A 16,788-nucleotide genomic window follows, 5' to 3' on the forward strand; every position below is an offset into this window, starting at 1 on the left:
GTCCTCCTCTTCTCGCGTGGGTGGGGTGCGACGCCGCGTCAGCGGGTGCGGAACGGGTGGCCGTTGACCGTGCGGTCGGTGAACCGGTTGTGCCCGAAGACGTCCCGGCCGGAGGTCAGCACGTTGCCGAACTTCTCCAGGCTGGCCTCGCCGCCGAACTCCTCCAGCTCCGTCGAGTACGGGTAGACCCGCACCGAGGTCGGCAGGTAGCGGGCCGCGAAGCCGAGCCGCATCTGGTCGGTCAGGCCGCTGTGCGGGTGCGAGGCGTGCATCAGCGTCGACCAGAACACGATGAACTGGCCCTGCCGCATCACCTGGGAGACCGCCTTGGACTCGTCCGGGCTCCAGTTCGGGTCCTTCTGCAGCTGGCGGTAGTCGTAGCCGAAGAAGCCGCGCCGGACGCCGTTCTTCTCGGTGCTGTTGATCGCCGACGCGTCGTACTCCATGGTCTTCGACTCGTCGTAGTTCATGGACTTGTGCGAGCCCGGGATGAACTGCAGGCAGCCGTTCTCCACGGTGGCCTCGGTGAACGCCGTCCAGACCGTGATGGTGCCGCCGAACTCGGCGTCCTCGGGCCAGACGATCTGCGGGTGCTTCGAGCCGGCCACGTTGGAGAAGTTGTCCGCCTGGTGCCAGTCGGTGCCCTCGTCGCCCGGGTACTTCGGGAAGAACTCGGTGCGCCAGCACAGGGTGTCCGGGCCGAGCAGGCTGGAGACCCGGTCGACGATCTCCGGACGGGTGATGTGGTCGGCCAGGAAGTCGACGTCCAGGTGGCGGTCGTAGTTGGCCAGGTTGGTGGTGCCGGAGACGGTCCGGCCGCCGCCGTAGATCGCCTTCTTGGTGTTGAGCAGCTTGGGCCGCAGCTCCTTCAGGTGGCTGGCCATCTCCTCCGGCTCGTACAGGTCGAACGGGCCGATGTAGCCGTCGCGCTGGAACTGCGCGACCTCCTCGGGGCTCAGCGAGAAGTCCTTGGCGGGGCTGGTCAGGTCCATGTCCTGTCTCTCTCTTCGGGATTACCGGTGACGGGTGGGTCGGAAGGTTCGTGGGGCCGGTCAGGCGTTCTCGACCGCGGCCGGGGCCCGGCCGGGGCGTCCGGGCGCCGGGTCCGCGCCCGGGTCCGCCCCGTCCAGGGCGTTGACGTCCTCCAGCGCGCGGCCGGTGGTGGCCGGGCCGAACAGGCCGATGTCCAGGGTGATCAGCAGCAGGGTCGCCGCCACGAAGGCGAACAGCACCCCCGGCCCGAAGTCCCCGAGCATCGGCACCAGCAGGAACGGCATGGCGGCACTGGTCACCCGGGACAGCGAGTACGTCCAGTTGACGGCGGTGCTGCGCAGCCGGGTCGGGAAGATCTCGGCCTGGTAGACGTGGTACGAGTTGGAGAACACGTTGGTGACGGCGGTGTTGCACACCCCGGCCGCCACGATCAGCCACTCGCTGCGGGCGGTGCCGAACACCACCCCGGAGGCGGCCATCCCCAGCGCCGAGACCACGATCAGGTGCTTGCGCTCGAAGCGTTCGATCAGCGGCAGCGAGAGCAGCGAACCGAGCGGGTAGCCGGCGAAGGTCAGCGCGCTGAACAGCAGCGAGTGGACGATCGAGAAGCCCTTCTGGGACAGCACCAGCGGGGCCATCGTGCCGAAGCCGTAGCCGCCGAAGGCCGCGAGCACGTGGAAGACCGCCATCATCACCATCCGGCGCCGCAGCACCGGACGGCCGAGCAGCCGACGGGCGGCCTCCCGGGTGCCGGGCGGGGCGGCGGGGGCGGTCTTCGAGGGGACGACGGGGGCGGTGGCGGGGGCGGGAGCAGGAACGGCGGTGGTGCCGCCGCCCAGGGCGTGCAGAATCGTTTCGGCTTCCTGGACGCGGCCCACCGAGGCCAGCCAGCGCGGCGACTCCACCAGCACCCGGCGCAGCAGCAGGATCACCACCCCGCCGATCGAGCCGAGCAGCAGCAGCCACCGCCAGCCGTCCAGCCCCAGCGGGCTCAGCGGCACCACCCAGCGGGCCAGCAGCCCCACCGCGGGCACCCCGAGGAAGCCCACGGTGTACGCCCAGGCGGTGTACCGGCCGCGGTGCCGGGCGGGCAGCAGGTCGCTCAGGTAGGCGTCGGCGAGCGGCAGCACCGGGCCGATGCCCACGCCCGCCAGCACCCGGGCCCCGGCGACCGCCCAGGCGCCGTCCACCAGCGCGCCCACGGCCGAGAACACCGTGTAGACCGCCACCGAGGCCAGCATGACGCGCCGTCGGCCGAACCGGTCGGCCAGCCGCCCGGTCACCGCCACGCCGATGAACATGCCCACGAACACCGAGGCCAGCACCCCGGAGGTCTGGGTCCGGGTCAGCGCGTAGCGGTCGGTCAGCACCGCTCCCAGCACGCCCGACATGAAGATCTCGAACATGTCGAAGAACAGCGCCAGCCCGATGGTGGCGACGATCAGCCGGTGCCGCCGGGTCGGTTCCAGCACGTTCATCCGCTCGATGACCGAGGCGGCCCGGTCGGCCGGGGTCACCCCTTCAACCGCCATGGTGTCTCGTCTCCTTGGGTCGGGGAGGTGGGGGAGAGTGCCGTGCGGTGTGCGGTGTGCGGTCCTGCGGGGCCGGTCAGCTGCGGGGCGCGGGGCGGCCGGGGGCGTGCACCGTCCAGCCCGCCGCCGTCCAGGCCGCGCGGTCCAGGGCGTTGCGGCCGTCCACCAGCACCGGCGCGGCCACCAGGGCGGCCAGCCGGCGCGGGTCGGCGGTGCGGAACTCGGCCCACTCGGTCAGCAGCAGCACCAGGTCCGCGCCGCGCGCCGCCGCCTCCAGCGAGTCGGCGAACGCCAGCTCGGGACGGGCGGCCGCGCCGGAGCGGCCCGCCGCCGGGTCGTAGACGGTGACGCGGGCCCCGGCCCGGGCGGCGGCCGCCGCGACGTCCAGCGCGGGCGAGTCCCGCACGTCGTCGGTGTCCGGCTTGAACGCGGCCCCGAGGACGGCGATCCGCCGCCCCGCCAGCACGCCCCCGAGGGCGCGCCGGGCCAGGGCGAGGACCCGCTCCCGGGCCCGCAGGTTGATCCGGTCCACCTCGCCGAGCAGCGCCGCCGCCGAGTCGCCGCCGAGCTCCCGGGCCCGGGCCCGGAAGGCCCGGACGTCCTTGGGCAGGCAGCCCCCGCCGAAGCCCACCCCGGCCCGCAGGAACCGGGGCCCGATCCGCTCGTCCAGCCCGATCGCCCGGGCCAGCACCGTCACGTCCGCGCCCGCCGCCTCGCACACCTCGGCCATCGCGTTGACGAACGACACCTTGGTGGCCAGGAAGGAGTTGGCGGCGACCTTCACCAGCTCGGCGGTGGCCAGGTCGGTGGCCAGGAACGGCACGCCCCGCTCCAGCAGGTCGCCGTACACCTCGCGCAGCACCTTCTCGGCGAGCTCCGAGGCGGCGCCCACCACGATCCGGTCCGGCGCCAGGGTGTCGGCCACCGCGTGCCCCTCGCGCAGGAACTCCGGGTTCCAGGCGAGCTCCACGGCCCGCCCGGCCGGGGCGAGTCCGGCCAGCCGCCCGGCCAGCTCGGCGGCGGTGCCCACCGGCACCGTCGACTTGCCGACCACCACGCAGGGACGCTCCAGGTGCGGGGCGAGCGCGTCCACCGCCGCCCGCAGGTGGCTCAGGTCGGCCGCCTCGCCGTCGGCGGACTGCGGGGTGCCGACGGCGAGGAAGTGGACGTCCGCGAAGGCCGCGGCCGCGGCGAAGTCCGTGGTGAAGCGCAGCCGCCCGGAGCGGGTGTGGGTGCGCACCAGCTCGGCCAGCCCCGGCTCGTGGAACGGCACCTCGCCGCGCGCGAGCCGGGCCACCTTGTCCGCGTCGACGTCCAACCCGAGGACGTCGTAACCGAGTTCGGCCATGCCGGCGGCGTGGGTGGTGCCCAGGTAGCCGGTGCCGAGGACGGAGATCCGGAAGCTCATGGTCAGGCCGGCTCGTTCCCGGGCGACCACTTGATCGAGCAGCCCATGCTGGGCCGGTGCGGCTCCGGCACCGGCCGTCCGGCCAGCACCTCGCCCACCGCGGCCCGCAGCAGCGCGCCGGTCACCGGCCGCCCGTTGCCGGGCGTCGAGTCGTCGAAGGCGCCCCGGTAGCGCAGGGTGCGCTCCGGCCCGTACAGGAAGAAGTCCGGCGTGCAGGCCGCCCGGAAGGCCAGCGCCGTCGACTGGTCGGCGTCCACCAGGTACGGGAACGACCAACCGGTGCGCGCCAGTTGGGCGCGCAGACCGGGCAGGTCGTCGTCCGGCGCGATCCCGGTGTCGTTGGCGCACATCGCGACCACCGCCAGGTCGGCGAACTCGGCGGCGAACTCGCCGACGGCCTTCTCCAGGTGGCGGACGAACGGGCAGTGGTTGGAGAGGAAGGCGACCAGCAGCGCGGGCGAGTCCGCGAAGTCGGCCGACGTGCTGCGCCGGCCGTCCGTGCCGGGCAGGTCGAAGTCGGGCGCGGGGGTGCCCAGCGGCACCATGAACGAGGAGACGGGCACCGTCCGACCCCCTCAGCCCTCGTCGCCCAGCAGCAGCGGCGCCGTCGGGTCCAACTCCCGGGCGTCGTGCACCACCTCGACGTACATGCCGTCGGGGTCGATCACGAAGAAGAAGTCGACCAGCGTCCGGCCGCGCTTGATCTCGGTGACCTCGCCGATCCCGGCGGCGATCGCGGCCTCCCGGGCCGCGGCCAGGTCCGGGACGGTGAAGCCGAGGTGCTTCACGCCGATCTCGGGCAGGTTGTTGCCGACCGTGAACACCGGGCGCTCGACGCCCGGGGCGCTGTTCTCGGCGTAGTGGAACAGCTCCAGCACGTACCCGTCGTCCTGGCGCAGGTGCGAGATGGTCAGCGACTTGTCGGCCTTCGCCCACTCGGCGACCAGCCGGAAGCCGAAGTGGGCGTAGAAGGCCTTGGAGGCGTCCAGGTCGGAGACGGTGAAGGCGGTGTGGTGCGGACGGTGCACGATCGGTGCCACGGTCGGCTCTCCTGTCGGGCGGTCGGGGCGGGACGGTCGGGGGCGGGGCGGTCGGGGACGGTCGGGGGTGGGCCGGTGCGCCGGGTCAGCGCGCCGGGTCGGCGGCGACGGCCAGGCCGTTGGCGCTGTACAGCACGTTGAGGAACTCGATCCGCGGCGGGCCCTGCACCAGGCCGGCCGCGCGCCGCCCGAACTCGGCGGTCTGCGCGGTGGCCCGGTGCTCGCGGAACGCCGCCTCGTCGCGGTAGATCTCGTAGAACACCCGCACCAGCGGCTCGCCGTCGACCCGGTGCACGGCGTAGCCGACCAGGCCGGGCTCGTTGGCGGCGGCCTGGCCGATCCGCCAGCCGGCGAGCGCGTCGAACTCCTCGGCGCGCCCGTCGACCAGCTCGAACCGGGCCGCCACCGCGTACTGCCCGGTCACGCCTCGTCCCCGGTGAGGGCCAGCTGCGGGAAGCCGCCCTCGTAGGTGATGCCGCGGGCGATCTCGTCCTCGTTGGCGGTGATGCAGTCGGCCAGCGCGGTCACCCACTCGTCGGTCAGGCCGCGGCGCCGCGCGGTGACCAGGATCTGCCGCAGCGGGTTGACGTGCGCCTCCGACAGGCCGCGCAGGCTCATGATCTGGTCGGGCGTCACGTCCAGCGGGAACGAGGCGGGCAGCGGGCTGCCGCTGACCTTGAAGTTCAAGATGGTGCGGATGCACTTCTCGCACCGGCAGCAGTTGCGGTCCTTGTGCTCGCCCTGCCAGCACACCCGCAGGTTGTCCGCGCCGTTGGGCCACAGCTTCGCCAGCGCCGCGACCTTGTCGCTGCGCTCCACGCCCGCCGCGTCGTGGTGGATCCGCATCCGGCCGCCCGACATCATCCAGTCCGTCATCGGGTTGGAGCCCCACGGCAGCACCAGCGAGCCGTACGGCTCGGAGGAGGCCACGATGCCGTGCTCGAAGCGGCCGCTGAACAGCGTCAGCACCGAGGCCATGCCGGTGGCGAAGGCGTCCTCCCAGTACCGCAGGTCGCTGTGCCACAGCTTGCGGAAGTTGGTGGTCACCGGCAGCAGCTCCACCCCGACGCCCTGCAGCAGCGGGATGCTGCGGGTGTACAGCGTGTCGTACGCCTCCACCTCCTCCAGCGGGATGTCGAAGCCGTGCACCATCACCGCGCCGGTCAGCTCGTACGAGCCGCGCCCGGCCGCCTTCTTGACGTGCCGGATCGTGGTGTACGCGCTGTCCACGCCGCCGGAGAAGGTCTGCAGGGCCGAACGCCCGGCGGAACGGTCGCGGTTGGGCACCTCGCGGTCCGCGGTCAGCCGCACCGCGGTGTACTTCTCCGGGCGCCACTGCACCCAGGCGGCCTGGAACTCCTCCAGGTTCTCCAGCAGTTGGGCCGTCACCGGCCCCTCCACGTGCAGGTCCTCGCCCTTGCGCATCGCCACGAACAGCGCGGCCAGCAGGAACGGGTCCATCACGTCGGTCAGGTACTCCTCGTGCCGGGAGTGCACCCGGTACCAGAGCAGGTCCGGCACCGTGCCGTCCTTGTGGGACACCTCGCAGGAGAGGGTGAGACGGCCGTCGGCCGCGCTGCGCCGGACGGGGGCGATCCTCATGGCGGTAACTCCTTCGCGGGGGTGGTTCTTCGGGTGGGGACGGTTCTCCGGGGGCGGTTCTCCGGGGGTGGTTCTTCGCGGGCGGTTCTCCGGCGGGGCGGGGCGGGCCCTCAGGCCGCGGGCGGCGCCGGGGGTTCGATCAGCTCGACGAGGTTGCCGTCGGGGTCGCGCAGGTACAGGAACTTCACGCCGCGGGCGGCCTCCGGGGCGTCCACCTCCACCGGGCCGCCGACCACCTCGACGCCCCGGGCGCGCAGCTCCTTCTCGGCGGCGGCCAGGTCGGCCACGGCCAGCGCCAGGTGCCGCAGCCCGGCGGTGTTGGACGGCGCCGCCGGGTCGTTCGGCGCCACCCCGCGGTGGTAGTGGGTGAGTTCGACCACCGTCGCGGCGCCGGGCACCCGCAGGTGGACGGTGGTGGCGGTGGCGCCGGGCACGCCCACGCCCGCGCCGAACCACGGCGCGGTCAGCTCCAGCCGCTTGACCTCCTCGGCGCCGAACAGCTCGGTCCAGAACCGGACCAGCCGCTCCAGGTCGGGGGTGACCAGCGCGATGTGCAGCACTCCTGTGACGTCGACGGTCATCCGACCAGCACCTCCGGGGCGGCCCGGCGTCCGGCCCCGGGGCCGGTACCGGTGACGGGGACGGGGACGGGGAACGCGGGGTCGAGCGCGGGCAGCACCCCGGCCAGCCGGGCCCGCTGGCGGCGCTCCAGGTAGGCCAGGAAGGCCTGCCCGGCGCCCGACTCCAGGCCGAGGGCGAAGGACTGGCCGACCCACTCCTGCAGCAGGTCCGTCCGCCCGGCCGCCGCGGCGGGCCGCCGCAGCGGCGCCGAGGCCACCGCGGTGCGGATCAACTCCGAGGCGCGCAGCACCTCCTCGGGGTCGACCCGGGCCGGCTCGGGGTCGCTGAGCCGGGCGTGCGCCGCGGAGACCATCCCGAGCATGTTGTCGTCGGCGGTGAACAGCCGCTTGCCGAGCACGGTGGCGCCGCGGCACAGCATCACCCCGGCCTTGATGTCGGCGAACTCCTCGCAGATCGGCGCGTAGGTCGCGTGGATCGACAGCCCGCCGCGGGTGAACACGTCCAGGCTGCGGACGACCGCCGGGTGGTGCAGGTTCGAGTAGTGGACGAAGGCCGCGCCGCGCACCGAGCGGCCGACCAGGACGCCCTCGCCCAGCCGCAGCGGGGTGCCGTCGGGGGCGCTGGTCGGGTCGCGGTCCTCGGCGTACTCCAGCTCCTCCGGCTCGCCCACCAGGTCCGCCCCGATGTACAGCTGGTGGGGCATCTCCACCTCGTACACGGTCGGCTGGCCGGCGTCGGCGGCGCCGCGGCCGCGCAGGTTGTCGCCGAGCCGGTCCTTGGAGAAGTTGGTCACGCACAGCACCGGGTCGAGGTCGTACAGGCCGATCAGGCCGCGGACCTCGGCGTGCACCTTCGAGTACAGGTAGTTGCGGACCAGGACGGCGCTGGAGTCGGCCAGCGCCCGGCGCACCCCCGCGGCGTGCTCGGGGGCGACGGTGAACGGCTTCTCGATCAGGAAGCGCCGGTAGCCGGCCTCCCACCACTCGATCAGCTGCGGGGCCAGGATGCGGCTCGGCAGGCACAGGTCGACGATCACCGACTCCTTGGCGGCGGGCGGGAGTTCGTCCCGGCTGCCGTGCACCTGCGGATCGAGGCCGTCGCGCCGCAGCAGTTCGGCGAGCTCCGGGCCGGGGCGCCGGGCCGGGTCGACGAAGGCGATCCGGCCGCGGTCCAGCCGGCCCGCCCGGGCCAGCTGGGAGTAGGCGCGGTAGTGCAGCGACCCCGCCTTCCCGGCCCCCACGACGACGATGTCCACCGCGGCTCAGCCCGCCTTCACGTGCTCGACGGCGCCGCCGAAGTCGGCGTCGGCGATGTGGAAGGCCAGGTAGCGCAGCGTCTCGTCACCGGTGTTGGTGATCCGGTGCTTGGTGCCGCGCGGGATGCGCACGCAGGAGGACGGGCCGAGGTCGTGCAGGGCGCCGTCGAACTCCAGCTGCGCGCTGCCGGAGATGATGAAGTAGGTCTCGTCGGTGCGGGGGTGGTGGTGCACCTGGCCGCCCCGGCCGGGTTCGGCGCTGGCCACGGCGACCCGGACCACGTGGCTGCCGGGGTTCTCCGCCGAGGCGTACAGCAGCGCCCGGACGACGTCGCCGCCGTACACGCTCTCGGTCATCGCGTCCACGTCGAGCAGCGGGTTCATGGGTGCGGTCCTTCCTGGAGGGGGGAGTTGACGGGTTGCCGGGTTCCTCGACCGGTCAGAGCAGGCCGCACTCCTTCATGATCGTCTCGAGTTCGCCGACCCGCTCGGACGGCATCGGGGTGAGCGGCAGCCGGGGCCCGCCGACCGGGAAGTGGGCCAGCGCGAAGGCCTCCTTCAGCGCGATCGGGTTGGTGGCGAAGTAGATGCCGCGGTAGAACTCGGCGTACTTCAGGTACAGGTCGCGGGCGGTGACGAAGTCCCCGGCGAGCGCGGCCTCGACGATGGAGCGGCTCTGCCGGGGCATCACGTTGGCCGCCACCGAGATGTGGCCGTGCCCGCCGAGCAGCAGCGCGGGCAGGGCGGTGAAGTCGTTGCCCGCCAGCACCACGAAGTCCGCGTCGCGCACCACGTGCAGCACCCGGCGCAGCCGGACGATGTCCTGGTTGCCCTCCTTCATCCCGATGATGTTCGGGTGGGCGGCCAGCTCGGCGGCCTGCGCGGGGGAGAGGTCCACGGTGGTGCGGCCGGGCAGGTTGTGCATCAGCAGCGGCACCGAGACGGCGTCGGCGACCTTCTGGAAGTACGCGACCATGCCGCGCTCGGTGGGCGGGTCCAGGTAGGGGGTGAAGGAGAGCACGGCGTCCGCGCCGAGCCGCTCGGCCTCCTTGGCCAGCTCCAGGGTGCGGATCAGGTTCTCGGTGCCGATGTCGGGGATCACCAGGGCCCGCCCGGCGGCCTGCTCCACGCAGATCCGGGTGATCCGCAGCTTCTCCTCGTCGGTGAGCGCGGCGGCCTCGCCGGTCACGCCGTTGGGACACAGCCGGGTCACGCCGTTGTCGATCTGGAAGTCGACCAGGCGGCGCAGGGCCTCCTCGTCGAGTGCGCCGGAGGCGTCGAAGGGGGTCAGGAGGGTGGTGTAGGCGCCGACGAATCGGCGGGTGCGGTCGCTCAGCATCGTGGGGCTCCGTGGGGTCGGTACGGCTCCGGGGGACCGCTCGGGGGACCATTCGGTCCGTATGCGGATCACCTGTTCGGAGGAGTGGCGGAGAAACGCTCGGTGCGATCTCGATGCGATCTTGGCGCGATCTTGGCGCGATCCCGGTGCGCCTCGCACAATCCGGTCCGCTTGATCCGGCTCGCGGAATTCCGCAAGGGGATCGGAAATTGTCTGTCAGGTCGCCCCGGGGGCGCCCGGTGCGGTGTGAAATCCGTGTTTCGGAAATCTCATCCGCGCCGGTCGAGTTCGTGGTGCTGCCACAGCCGGGCGGCCGCCGCGGTCGCGGCCCGGCCCGGTTCGGCGGCCAGGCCGCGCTCCAGCAGCAGCAGTTCCAGGGCGGTCAGGACCGGCAGCAGGTCCAGTGCGGTGACCGCCCCGATGTGGCCGACCCGCAGGATCCGCCCCTTCAGGGCGCCCTGCCCGCCGGCCACCCGCAGGCCGAAGCGCTCGTACAGCTCCTCGGTCAGTCCGGCGCCGCGGCCGTCGGCGGGCAGCGAGACGGCGGTGAGCGCGGCGGACGGCCGCCCGGTGGTGAACAGCGGCAGCCCCAGGGCGGCCAGGGCGGCCCGGCAGACCTCGGCCGTCCGGGCGTGGCGGGTCCACACGTTCTCCAGCTTCTCCGCCTCGATCCGGTCCAGGCCCGCGGCCACCGCGAACAGCGCCGCCACCGGCGGGGTGTTGGGCACCGTCAGGTCCCGGGCGGCCTCGCGCAGCAGCGGGAAGCTCCAGTACGAGTAGCCCTGGTCGGTGCGGACGGCCTCCCAGCCGCGCTCGCCGACCGCGACGAAGGCCGCGCCGGGCTGGCTCATCAGGCCCTTGTGCGAGGCGGTGACCGCGAAGTCCACGCCCCAGGCGTCCATGTGGAAGGGCTCGACCCCGATCGAGGTCATGGTGTCGGCGACCACGGTGGCGCCGTACCGGCGGCCCAGCCCGGCCAGCACCTCCACGTCGTGGACGGTCGCGGTGGACGTCTCGCAGTGCGTCAGCAGCAGGTGGCGGGGCCGGTGGGCGGCGAGCTCCCGCTCCACCGCGGCCGGGTCGAAGCTCGCGCCGTCGGGGGCCTCGTGCACCCGGACCTCGGCGCCCCGGGCCCGGGACAGCTCGGCCCAGCGGCGGCCGTACTTGCCCGCCGCGAGGACCAGGACCCGGTCGCCGGGCGAGACGGTGTTGTGGACGACGGCCTCCATCGCCCCGGTGCCCGAGGCGGGGAGCACCAGGATGGTGCCGGTGGTGCGGAAGAGGCCCCGGAGGCCGTCCTGGATGCGCGCGAAGAGCTTCTGGAATTCCGGTGCGCGGTGGTGGGCCAGTCGGGAGATGGAGGCGATTCTGATGTCCAGCGGAACGTGGGTCGGTCCCGGTGTGAACAGAGACAGCTCGGGCATCGGGATTCCCCCGGAAATCTCGGCGTTTTTGGGCGGCGAGTTGTTTAGTGGATGTGCCGAAACATTGGCACGGATCGGCACATCCACTCAAGAGGGGGATTTGACACACTAGGGGGAAATGGGCATTCGTGCAGGTCGGCCGGTGAATGCGATCCCCACCGGTGACCACATGGTGAGATACTGGCGGGTAATCTCACTCCTCGGACAGCAGCCAGCGCACCTTCTGCGCGGTCTCCGTGCCCTCCACCGGGTTGTACAGCACCAGCGTGATCCCCGGCTGCGCGGGCATCCGCAACTGGGTGCTCTCGAACGTCAGCGTCCCCACCACCGGGTGCTCCACCTCGTTCACCACCGCAGCCAGCTCCCGCACCTCCTGCCGCGCCCACAACTGTGCGAACTCCCCGCTCGTCCGCCGCAGTTCCGCCACCACCTCGGCGAACCCCGGATCCCCCGGATGGTCCGCCGCCGCCGCCCGGAACGCCGCCACCACCAACGGCGCCACCCGCTCCCAGGCCGCCAGCGACGCCGCCCCCCGCCGCTGCGCCCGCTGCCGGAAGAACCCCACCAGGCAGTTGCGGTCCGCCCCCTCCAACCCCAGCGACAGCCGCGCCGACTCGTTCCACGCCACGTGGTTCCAGTACCGGTCCAGCACCGTCGCCGGACGCGGCTCCCACGCCTCGATCAGCCGCTGCAGCCCCTCGCAGTACTCCGGCCGCGGCGCCGGGTCCGGCGGCGGCGGGTTCAGCTCCGCCAACGCGTACAGGTGCCGCCGCTCCGCACTGTCCAGCCGCAGCACCCGCGCCACCGCGTCCAGCACCTGCGCCGACACCACGATGTCCCGCCCCTGCTCCAACCACTGGTACCAGGACGCCCCCACCCCCGCCAGCACCGCCACCTCCTCCTGCCGCAACCCCTGCCCGCGCCGCCGCGGCGCAGCGGGCAGCCCCGCCATCTCCGGCGTGATCCGCGCCCGCCGACTGCGCAGGAACTCCCGCAGCTCCGGCCGCCGCGCCCGCGACCCGACCTCCGACACCACCGCACCCATCCGAACCACCACCCTTTCCCCGCACTGGTGGTGCCACCACCAGTGGAAACGGACCCCTTCCGCGCCACGGCGGCACGGCGGAGCCTGAGACAGTGACTGACACCCCGACCACGACGGCACCCCCGCACGCAGGCCCCCCGGCCGCCGACGACCGGCTCCCCGGCCGGGCCCGGCTCGCCCTCTGCGTGCTGTGCGCCGCCCAGTTCATCATCGCGCTGGACTTCTCCATCCTGAACGTGGCCCTGCCCGTCCTCGGCAACGACCTCGGCATGGACGACGGCGACCTGCAGTGGGCCGTCACCGCCTTCGCCCTCCCCTCCGGCGGCTTCCTGCTGCTCTTCGGCCGGGTCGCCGACCTGTACGGGCGCCTGCGGATCTTCACCGCCGGACTGGTCCTGTTCACCCTCGCCTCGGTGCTCGCCACCTTCGCCTGGGACACCGCCCCCTTCCTCGCCGCCCGCGCCCTCCAGGGGCTCGGCGCCGCCGCCGTCGTCCCCACCGGCATGTCGCTGCTCACCACGACCTTCCCCGAAGGGCCGCAGCGCAACAGGGCCCTGGGCATCAACGGCACCCTCCTCTCCCTCGGCTACACCGTCGGCATGCTGCTCAGCGGCGTGATGACCGACCGCCTCGGCTGGCGCTCGACCATGGCCCTGCTCGCCGCCTGCGGACTGCTCGTCACCCTCGCCGTCCCCGTCCTGCGCCCCGCCGCCCGCCCCGAGCAGCGACCCCGCCTCGACCTGCCCGGCGCGGTCACCGTCACCGGCGGCCTGCTCTGCGTCATCTACGCCCTCTCCACCGCCGGCCAGGACGGCTTCGGACAGGCCGACGTGATCGCCACGCTCGCCCTCGGCGTCCTGCTGCTCGCCGCCTTCGTCGCGATCGAACTCCGCGCGCCGCAGCCCCTGGTGTCGCTCGGCATGCTGCGCCGCGCCACCGTCGCCTTCGGCAACCTCGGCGGCCTGGCCACCTTCTCCATGATGAGCTCGCTGATCTTCCTCCTCACCCTCTACTTCCAGGAACAGGCCGGACTGAGCGCGTTCCGGACCAGCCTGGTCTTCGCCGTGCAGGGCGTCGTCCTGGCCGCGACCGGCACGGCCGCGCCCCGGATCGTCGGCGCCCTCGGCGCCCGCACCACGCTCGTCGCCGGACTCGCCGTCCAGGGCGCCTTCACCGCCGGACTGCTGCTGCTCTCCGGCCACGGCGACGTACCGCTCGCGGTCGGCTTCCTGGTGCTCGCCTCGGTCGGCCACATGTGCGCCGTGGTCTCCTACGGCATCAACGCCACCTCCGGTCTCCCCGCCCACGAACAGGGCCTCGCCAGCGGACTCGTCACCAGCGCCCAGCAGCTCGGCATCACCATCGGCATCCCGATCCTCGGTGCCCTCGCCGCGGGCCGCGCCGCCCACCAGGAACGGGCCGGGCACGACCACGCCGCCGCCCAGCTCGACGGCACCCTGCTGGGCGTCGGCACCGACACCACCCTGGTGCTGCTGGCCGCCCTGCTGATCGGCCTCGGCCTGCGCCGCCGCACGAAGACCGGCTGACGGCCCGCCGGGCGCCGCTCCAGGACCACCTGACGGGACGCCGCCGTCCCCCGGCTGCGGGCGGGCAGCCGGGGGACGGCGGCTCAACCGATCCGGCCCGCCACCTCGCGCGCCACCACCTCCAGGTGGTCCAGGTCCGACAGGTCCAGCACCTGGAGGTAGACGCGCGAGGCGCCCGCCGCCCGGTAGCGCTCCAGCCGCTCCAGCAGTTCGGACGGCGTCCCCGCCAGCCCGGACTCCCGCAGCTCCCGCTCCCCGCGGCCGATCGCCGCCGCCCGCCGCGCCACCTCCGCCGCGTCCCGGCCCGCGCACAGCGTCAGCGCCGCCGAGTACACCAGCGCGTCCGGGTCGCGCCCCGCCGCCGCGACCGCCGCCCGCACCCGCCCGTACTGCTCGGCGCACTCCTCGGGCGTCCCGAACGGCAGGTTGAACTCGTCCGCGAACCGCCCCGCCAGCTGCGGGGTGCGGCGCGGGCCGCGGCCGCCCAGGATCAGCGGCACCCGGCCGCGCACCGGCTTGGGCAGCGCCGGGCACTCCACCAGCCGGTACGCCGGGCCCTCGTGGCTGAACGTTTCGCCCACCGGGGTCGCCCACAGGCCGGTCAGCACCTCCAGCTGCTCGGCCAGCCGCTCGAAGCGCCCGCCCGGGAAGGGAATGCCGAACGCCTCGTGCTCGCGCTCGAACCAGCCCGCGCCCAGGCCGAGTTCGACCCGGCCGCCGGACATCGCGTCCACCTGCGCGACCTGCACCGCCAGCACCCCCGGCGGACGGAAGGTGGCCGCCGTCATCAGCGTGCCCAGGGTGATCCGGGACGTCTCCCGGGCCAGGCCCGCCAGCGTCGTCCAGGCGTCGGTCGGGCCGGGCAGCGGCGAGCCCGGCGCGACCCGCAGGAAGTGGTCGGAGCGGAAGAACCCGTCGAAGCCGAGGTCCTCCGCGCACCGCGCCACCGCCAGCAGCGTCGCGTAGTCGGCGCCCCGCTGGGGCTCGGTGAAGATCCGTAGGTCCATCTGCCTCTCCGGAGCTCGCTCGACGGGCCGTGCGTGCGCACGTCGGCGCGGGGCCGCCCCGGGGCGGCCCCGCGCCTGCTGTTGACGGGGGGTCAGTCCTGGTCGCGGCGGCCGCGGTTGACGGCGGAGACCACGGCCTTCAGCGAGGCGGTCACGATGCTGGAGTCGATGCCGACGCCCCAGAACGGCCGCCCGTCCACCGAGCACTCCACGTACGCGGCGGCCCTGGCGTCACCGCCGGTCGCCATCGCGTGCTCCTGGTAGCCCTTGATCCGCACGTCCACGCCCAGGTCGGCCAGCGCCGCGGTGAACGCGTCGATCGGGCCGTTGCCCGAGGCCGTCAGCCGGCGCTCGACCCCGTCGAGGAGCACCTCGACCTCGATCGAGTCCTTCTCGTCGACGACCGCCACCGACCGGTGCGACAGCAGCGACAGCCGCCCCCACGGGCGGGAGGTCACCTCCGGGCCCAGCTCCCGCGCGCTGGCCGCGGGCAGGTACTCCTCGACGAACAGCTGCCACATCTGCTGCGGCGACACCTCGCCGCCCTGCTCGTCGGTGCGGGCCTGGACGATCCGGGAGAACTCGATCTGCAGGCCGCGCGGCAGGTCCAACTGGTGCTCGGTCTTGATCAGGTACGCCACGCCGCCCTTGCCGGACTGCGAGTTGACCCGGATCACCGCCTCGTAGCTGCGGCCCACGTCCTTCGGGTCGATCGGCAGGTAGGGCACCGCCCAGTCGAACTCGCCCACCGGCTTCCCGGCGTCCTCGGCCGCCCGCTCCAGCGCCCGCAGGCCCTTGTTGATCGCGTCCTGGTGCGAACCGGAGAACGCCGTGTAGACCATCTCGCCGCCGTAGGGGTGGCGCGGGTGCACCGGCAGCTGGTTGCAGAATTCCACCGTGCGGCGGATCCCGTCGATGTCCGAGAAGTCGATCATCGGGTCGACGCCCTGCGAGAACAGGTTCATCCCCAGCGTCACCAGGCAGACGTTGCCCGTCCGCTCGCCGTTGCCGAACAGGCAGCCCTCGACCCGGTCCGCCCCCGCCAGCACGCCCAGCTCGGCCGCCGCCACCGCGGTGCCCCGGTCGTTGTGCGGGTGCACCGACAGCACCACCGCGTCGCGCCGGTCCAGGTTGCGGTGCATCCACTCGATCGAGTCGGCGTACACGTTCGGCGTCGCCATCTCCACGGTGGCCGGCAGGTTGACGATCACCTTGCGGTCCGGCGTCGGCTGCCACACCCCGATCACCGCGTTGCAGATCTCCGCCGCGTAGTCCAGCTCCGTGCCGGTGTACGACTCGGGGGAGTACTGCAGGCTGATCCCGGTGTCGCCCATCCGCTCCGCCAGGTCCACGCAGGTGCGCGCCCCGTGCACGGCCAGCGCCGTGATCTCGTGGCGGTCCTTGCCGAACACCACCTGCCGCTGCAGCGTGGACGTCGAGTTGTACAGGTGGATCACCGCGTGCCGGGAGCCGCGCACCGCCTCGAAGGTGCGCTCCAGCAGCTCGGTGCGGCACGGCACCAGCACCTGGATCGCCACGTCGTCGGGGACGAGGTCCTGCTCGATCAGCTGCCGGACGAAGTCGTAGTCGGTCTGGCTGGCCGACGGGAAGCCGACCTCGATCTCCTTGTAGCCCATCGAGACCAGCAGTTGGAACATCCGCAGCTTGCGGTCGGCGCCCATCGGGTCGATCAGCGCCTGGTTGCCGTCCCGCAGGTCCACCGCGCACCACTGCGGGGCCCGGGTCAGCGTCCGGGTCGGCCAGGTGCGGTCCGGCAGGTCGACGCCGCGGAACGGCTGGTAGCGCTGGTGCGGCATGCCCGACGGCAGCTGCTGCGGGAACTCGCGGGGAGCGGGGAACGGGGCGACCGGCTCGGAGCTGCGCCGGGCCGGAGAAGGCGTGGAGGTCATGCGGAGACTTCTTCCTCTGGGTTGTCCTCTGCGTCGGGCCGACGATTTGGCGCATGGCCGGACTCCGCGACGAGGAGGTCGAACCCTTAACGGCCCTCGTCGCG

The 16,788-nt window shown here is 73.3% G+C and carries 16 protein-coding genes; 1 reads left to right on the forward strand and 15 read right to left on the reverse strand.

All coding sequences use genetic code 11. From position 1 onward, the window contains the following. Nucleotides 1-38: 38 nt before the first annotated feature. The 13 genes from QSK52_RS15250 to QSK52_RS15310 all read right to left on the reverse strand — a co-directional run bounded on the left by QSK52_RS15250 (nucleotide 39) and on the right by QSK52_RS15310 (nucleotide 12,220). Nucleotides 39-992 (reverse strand): chlorinating enzyme, encoded by a 954-nt coding sequence (locus tag QSK52_RS15250; protein WP_285736584.1) that lies wholly within the window; start codon nucleotides 990-992, stop codon nucleotides 39-41. A 60-nt stretch (nucleotides 993-1,052) separates the two neighbouring features. Continuing rightward, the gene (locus QSK52_RS15255; RefSeq protein WP_285736585.1) at nucleotides 1,053-2,525 is read right to left on the reverse strand and encodes an MFS transporter; all 1,473 of its coding nucleotides are present in this window, start codon (nucleotides 2,523-2,525) and stop codon (nucleotides 1,053-1,055) included. 76 nt (nucleotides 2,526-2,601) lie between these two features. Next, on the reverse strand, nucleotides 2,602-3,933 hold the full coding sequence (locus QSK52_RS15260) for a UDP-glucose dehydrogenase family protein (protein WP_285736586.1): 1,332 nt from the start codon (nucleotides 3,931-3,933) through the stop codon (nucleotides 2,602-2,604). A 2-nt stretch (nucleotides 3,934-3,935) separates the two neighbouring features. Next, nucleotides 3,936-4,496 carry a thioredoxin family protein gene (locus QSK52_RS15265; protein WP_285736587.1) on the reverse strand — a complete coding sequence of 187 codons (561 nt, stop codon included), beginning with the start codon at nucleotides 4,494-4,496 and terminating at the stop codon, nucleotides 3,936-3,938. A 12-nt stretch (nucleotides 4,497-4,508) separates the two neighbouring features. After that, nucleotides 4,509-4,973 carry a VOC family protein gene (locus QSK52_RS15270; protein ID WP_285736588.1) on the reverse strand — a complete coding sequence of 155 codons (465 nt, stop codon included), beginning with the start codon at nucleotides 4,971-4,973 and terminating at the stop codon, nucleotides 4,509-4,511. A gap of 85 nt (nucleotides 4,974-5,058) precedes the next feature. After that, a complete protein-coding gene (locus QSK52_RS15275) occupies nucleotides 5,059-5,397 on the reverse strand; it encodes a putative quinol monooxygenase (RefSeq protein WP_285736589.1) in 339 nt (112 codons plus the stop codon). Beyond that, complete coding sequence (locus tag QSK52_RS15280; RefSeq protein WP_285736590.1) at nucleotides 5,394-6,575, reverse strand: hypothetical protein; 1,182 nt, start codon at nucleotides 6,573-6,575, stop codon at nucleotides 5,394-5,396. Before QSK52_RS15280 ends, QSK52_RS15275 begins: the two co-directional genes overlap by 4 nt. Before the next feature lie 110 nt (nucleotides 6,576-6,685). Beyond that, on the reverse strand, nucleotides 6,686-7,156 hold the full coding sequence (locus tag QSK52_RS15285) for a VOC family protein (RefSeq protein WP_285736591.1): 471 nt from the start codon (nucleotides 7,154-7,156) through the stop codon (nucleotides 6,686-6,688). Next, complete coding sequence (locus tag QSK52_RS15290) at nucleotides 7,153-8,412, reverse strand: hypothetical protein (RefSeq protein ID WP_285736592.1); 1,260 nt, start codon at nucleotides 8,410-8,412, stop codon at nucleotides 7,153-7,155. The genes QSK52_RS15285 and QSK52_RS15290 overlap by 4 nt, the downstream gene beginning before the upstream one ends. A 6-nt stretch (nucleotides 8,413-8,418) precedes the next feature. After that, the gene (locus QSK52_RS15295; protein WP_285736593.1) at nucleotides 8,419-8,796 is read right to left on the reverse strand and encodes a cupin domain-containing protein; all 378 of its coding nucleotides are present in this window, start codon (nucleotides 8,794-8,796) and stop codon (nucleotides 8,419-8,421) included. Between the two features lie 55 nt (nucleotides 8,797-8,851). After that, nucleotides 8,852-9,751: a 4-hydroxy-tetrahydrodipicolinate synthase gene (gene dapA / locus QSK52_RS15300; protein ID WP_285736594.1), complete on the reverse strand. Its 900-nt coding sequence runs from the start codon at nucleotides 9,749-9,751 to the stop codon at nucleotides 8,852-8,854. 269 nt (nucleotides 9,752-10,020) lie between these two features. After that, the gene (locus tag QSK52_RS15305) at nucleotides 10,021-11,175 is read right to left on the reverse strand and encodes a pyridoxal-phosphate-dependent aminotransferase family protein (RefSeq protein WP_285736595.1); all 1,155 of its coding nucleotides are present in this window, start codon (nucleotides 11,173-11,175) and stop codon (nucleotides 10,021-10,023) included. 193 nt (nucleotides 11,176-11,368) lie between these two features. Continuing rightward, nucleotides 11,369-12,220 carry a helix-turn-helix transcriptional regulator gene (locus tag QSK52_RS15310; RefSeq protein ID WP_285736596.1) on the reverse strand — a complete coding sequence of 284 codons (852 nt, stop codon included), beginning with the start codon at nucleotides 12,218-12,220 and terminating at the stop codon, nucleotides 11,369-11,371. A 92-nt stretch (nucleotides 12,221-12,312) separates the two neighbouring features. Here QSK52_RS15310 and QSK52_RS15315 point away from each other — a divergent pair, with 92 nt between their 5' ends. Continuing rightward, nucleotides 12,313-13,767, forward strand: a complete 1,455-nt coding sequence (locus QSK52_RS15315; RefSeq protein WP_285736597.1) for an MFS transporter — start codon at nucleotides 12,313-12,315, stop codon at nucleotides 13,765-13,767. Between the two features lie 83 nt (nucleotides 13,768-13,850). Here QSK52_RS15315 and QSK52_RS15320 read toward each other — a convergent pair whose 3' ends face one another. Continuing rightward, entirely contained in the window at nucleotides 13,851-14,774 is a 924-nt protein-coding gene (locus QSK52_RS15320; protein ID WP_285736598.1) for an LLM class F420-dependent oxidoreductase, read from the reverse strand. Between the two features lie 92 nt (nucleotides 14,775-14,866). Further along, the gene (leuA, locus tag QSK52_RS15325; RefSeq protein WP_435053260.1) at nucleotides 14,867-16,684 is read right to left on the reverse strand and encodes a 2-isopropylmalate synthase; all 1,818 of its coding nucleotides are present in this window, start codon (nucleotides 16,682-16,684) and stop codon (nucleotides 14,867-14,869) included. Nucleotides 16,685-16,788: the final 104 nt, after the last annotated feature.

It is taken from the genome of Kitasatospora phosalacinea (assembly GCF_030268885.1).
Lineage (GTDB): Bacteria > Actinomycetota > Actinomycetes > Streptomycetales > Streptomycetaceae > Kitasatospora > Kitasatospora phosalacinea_C.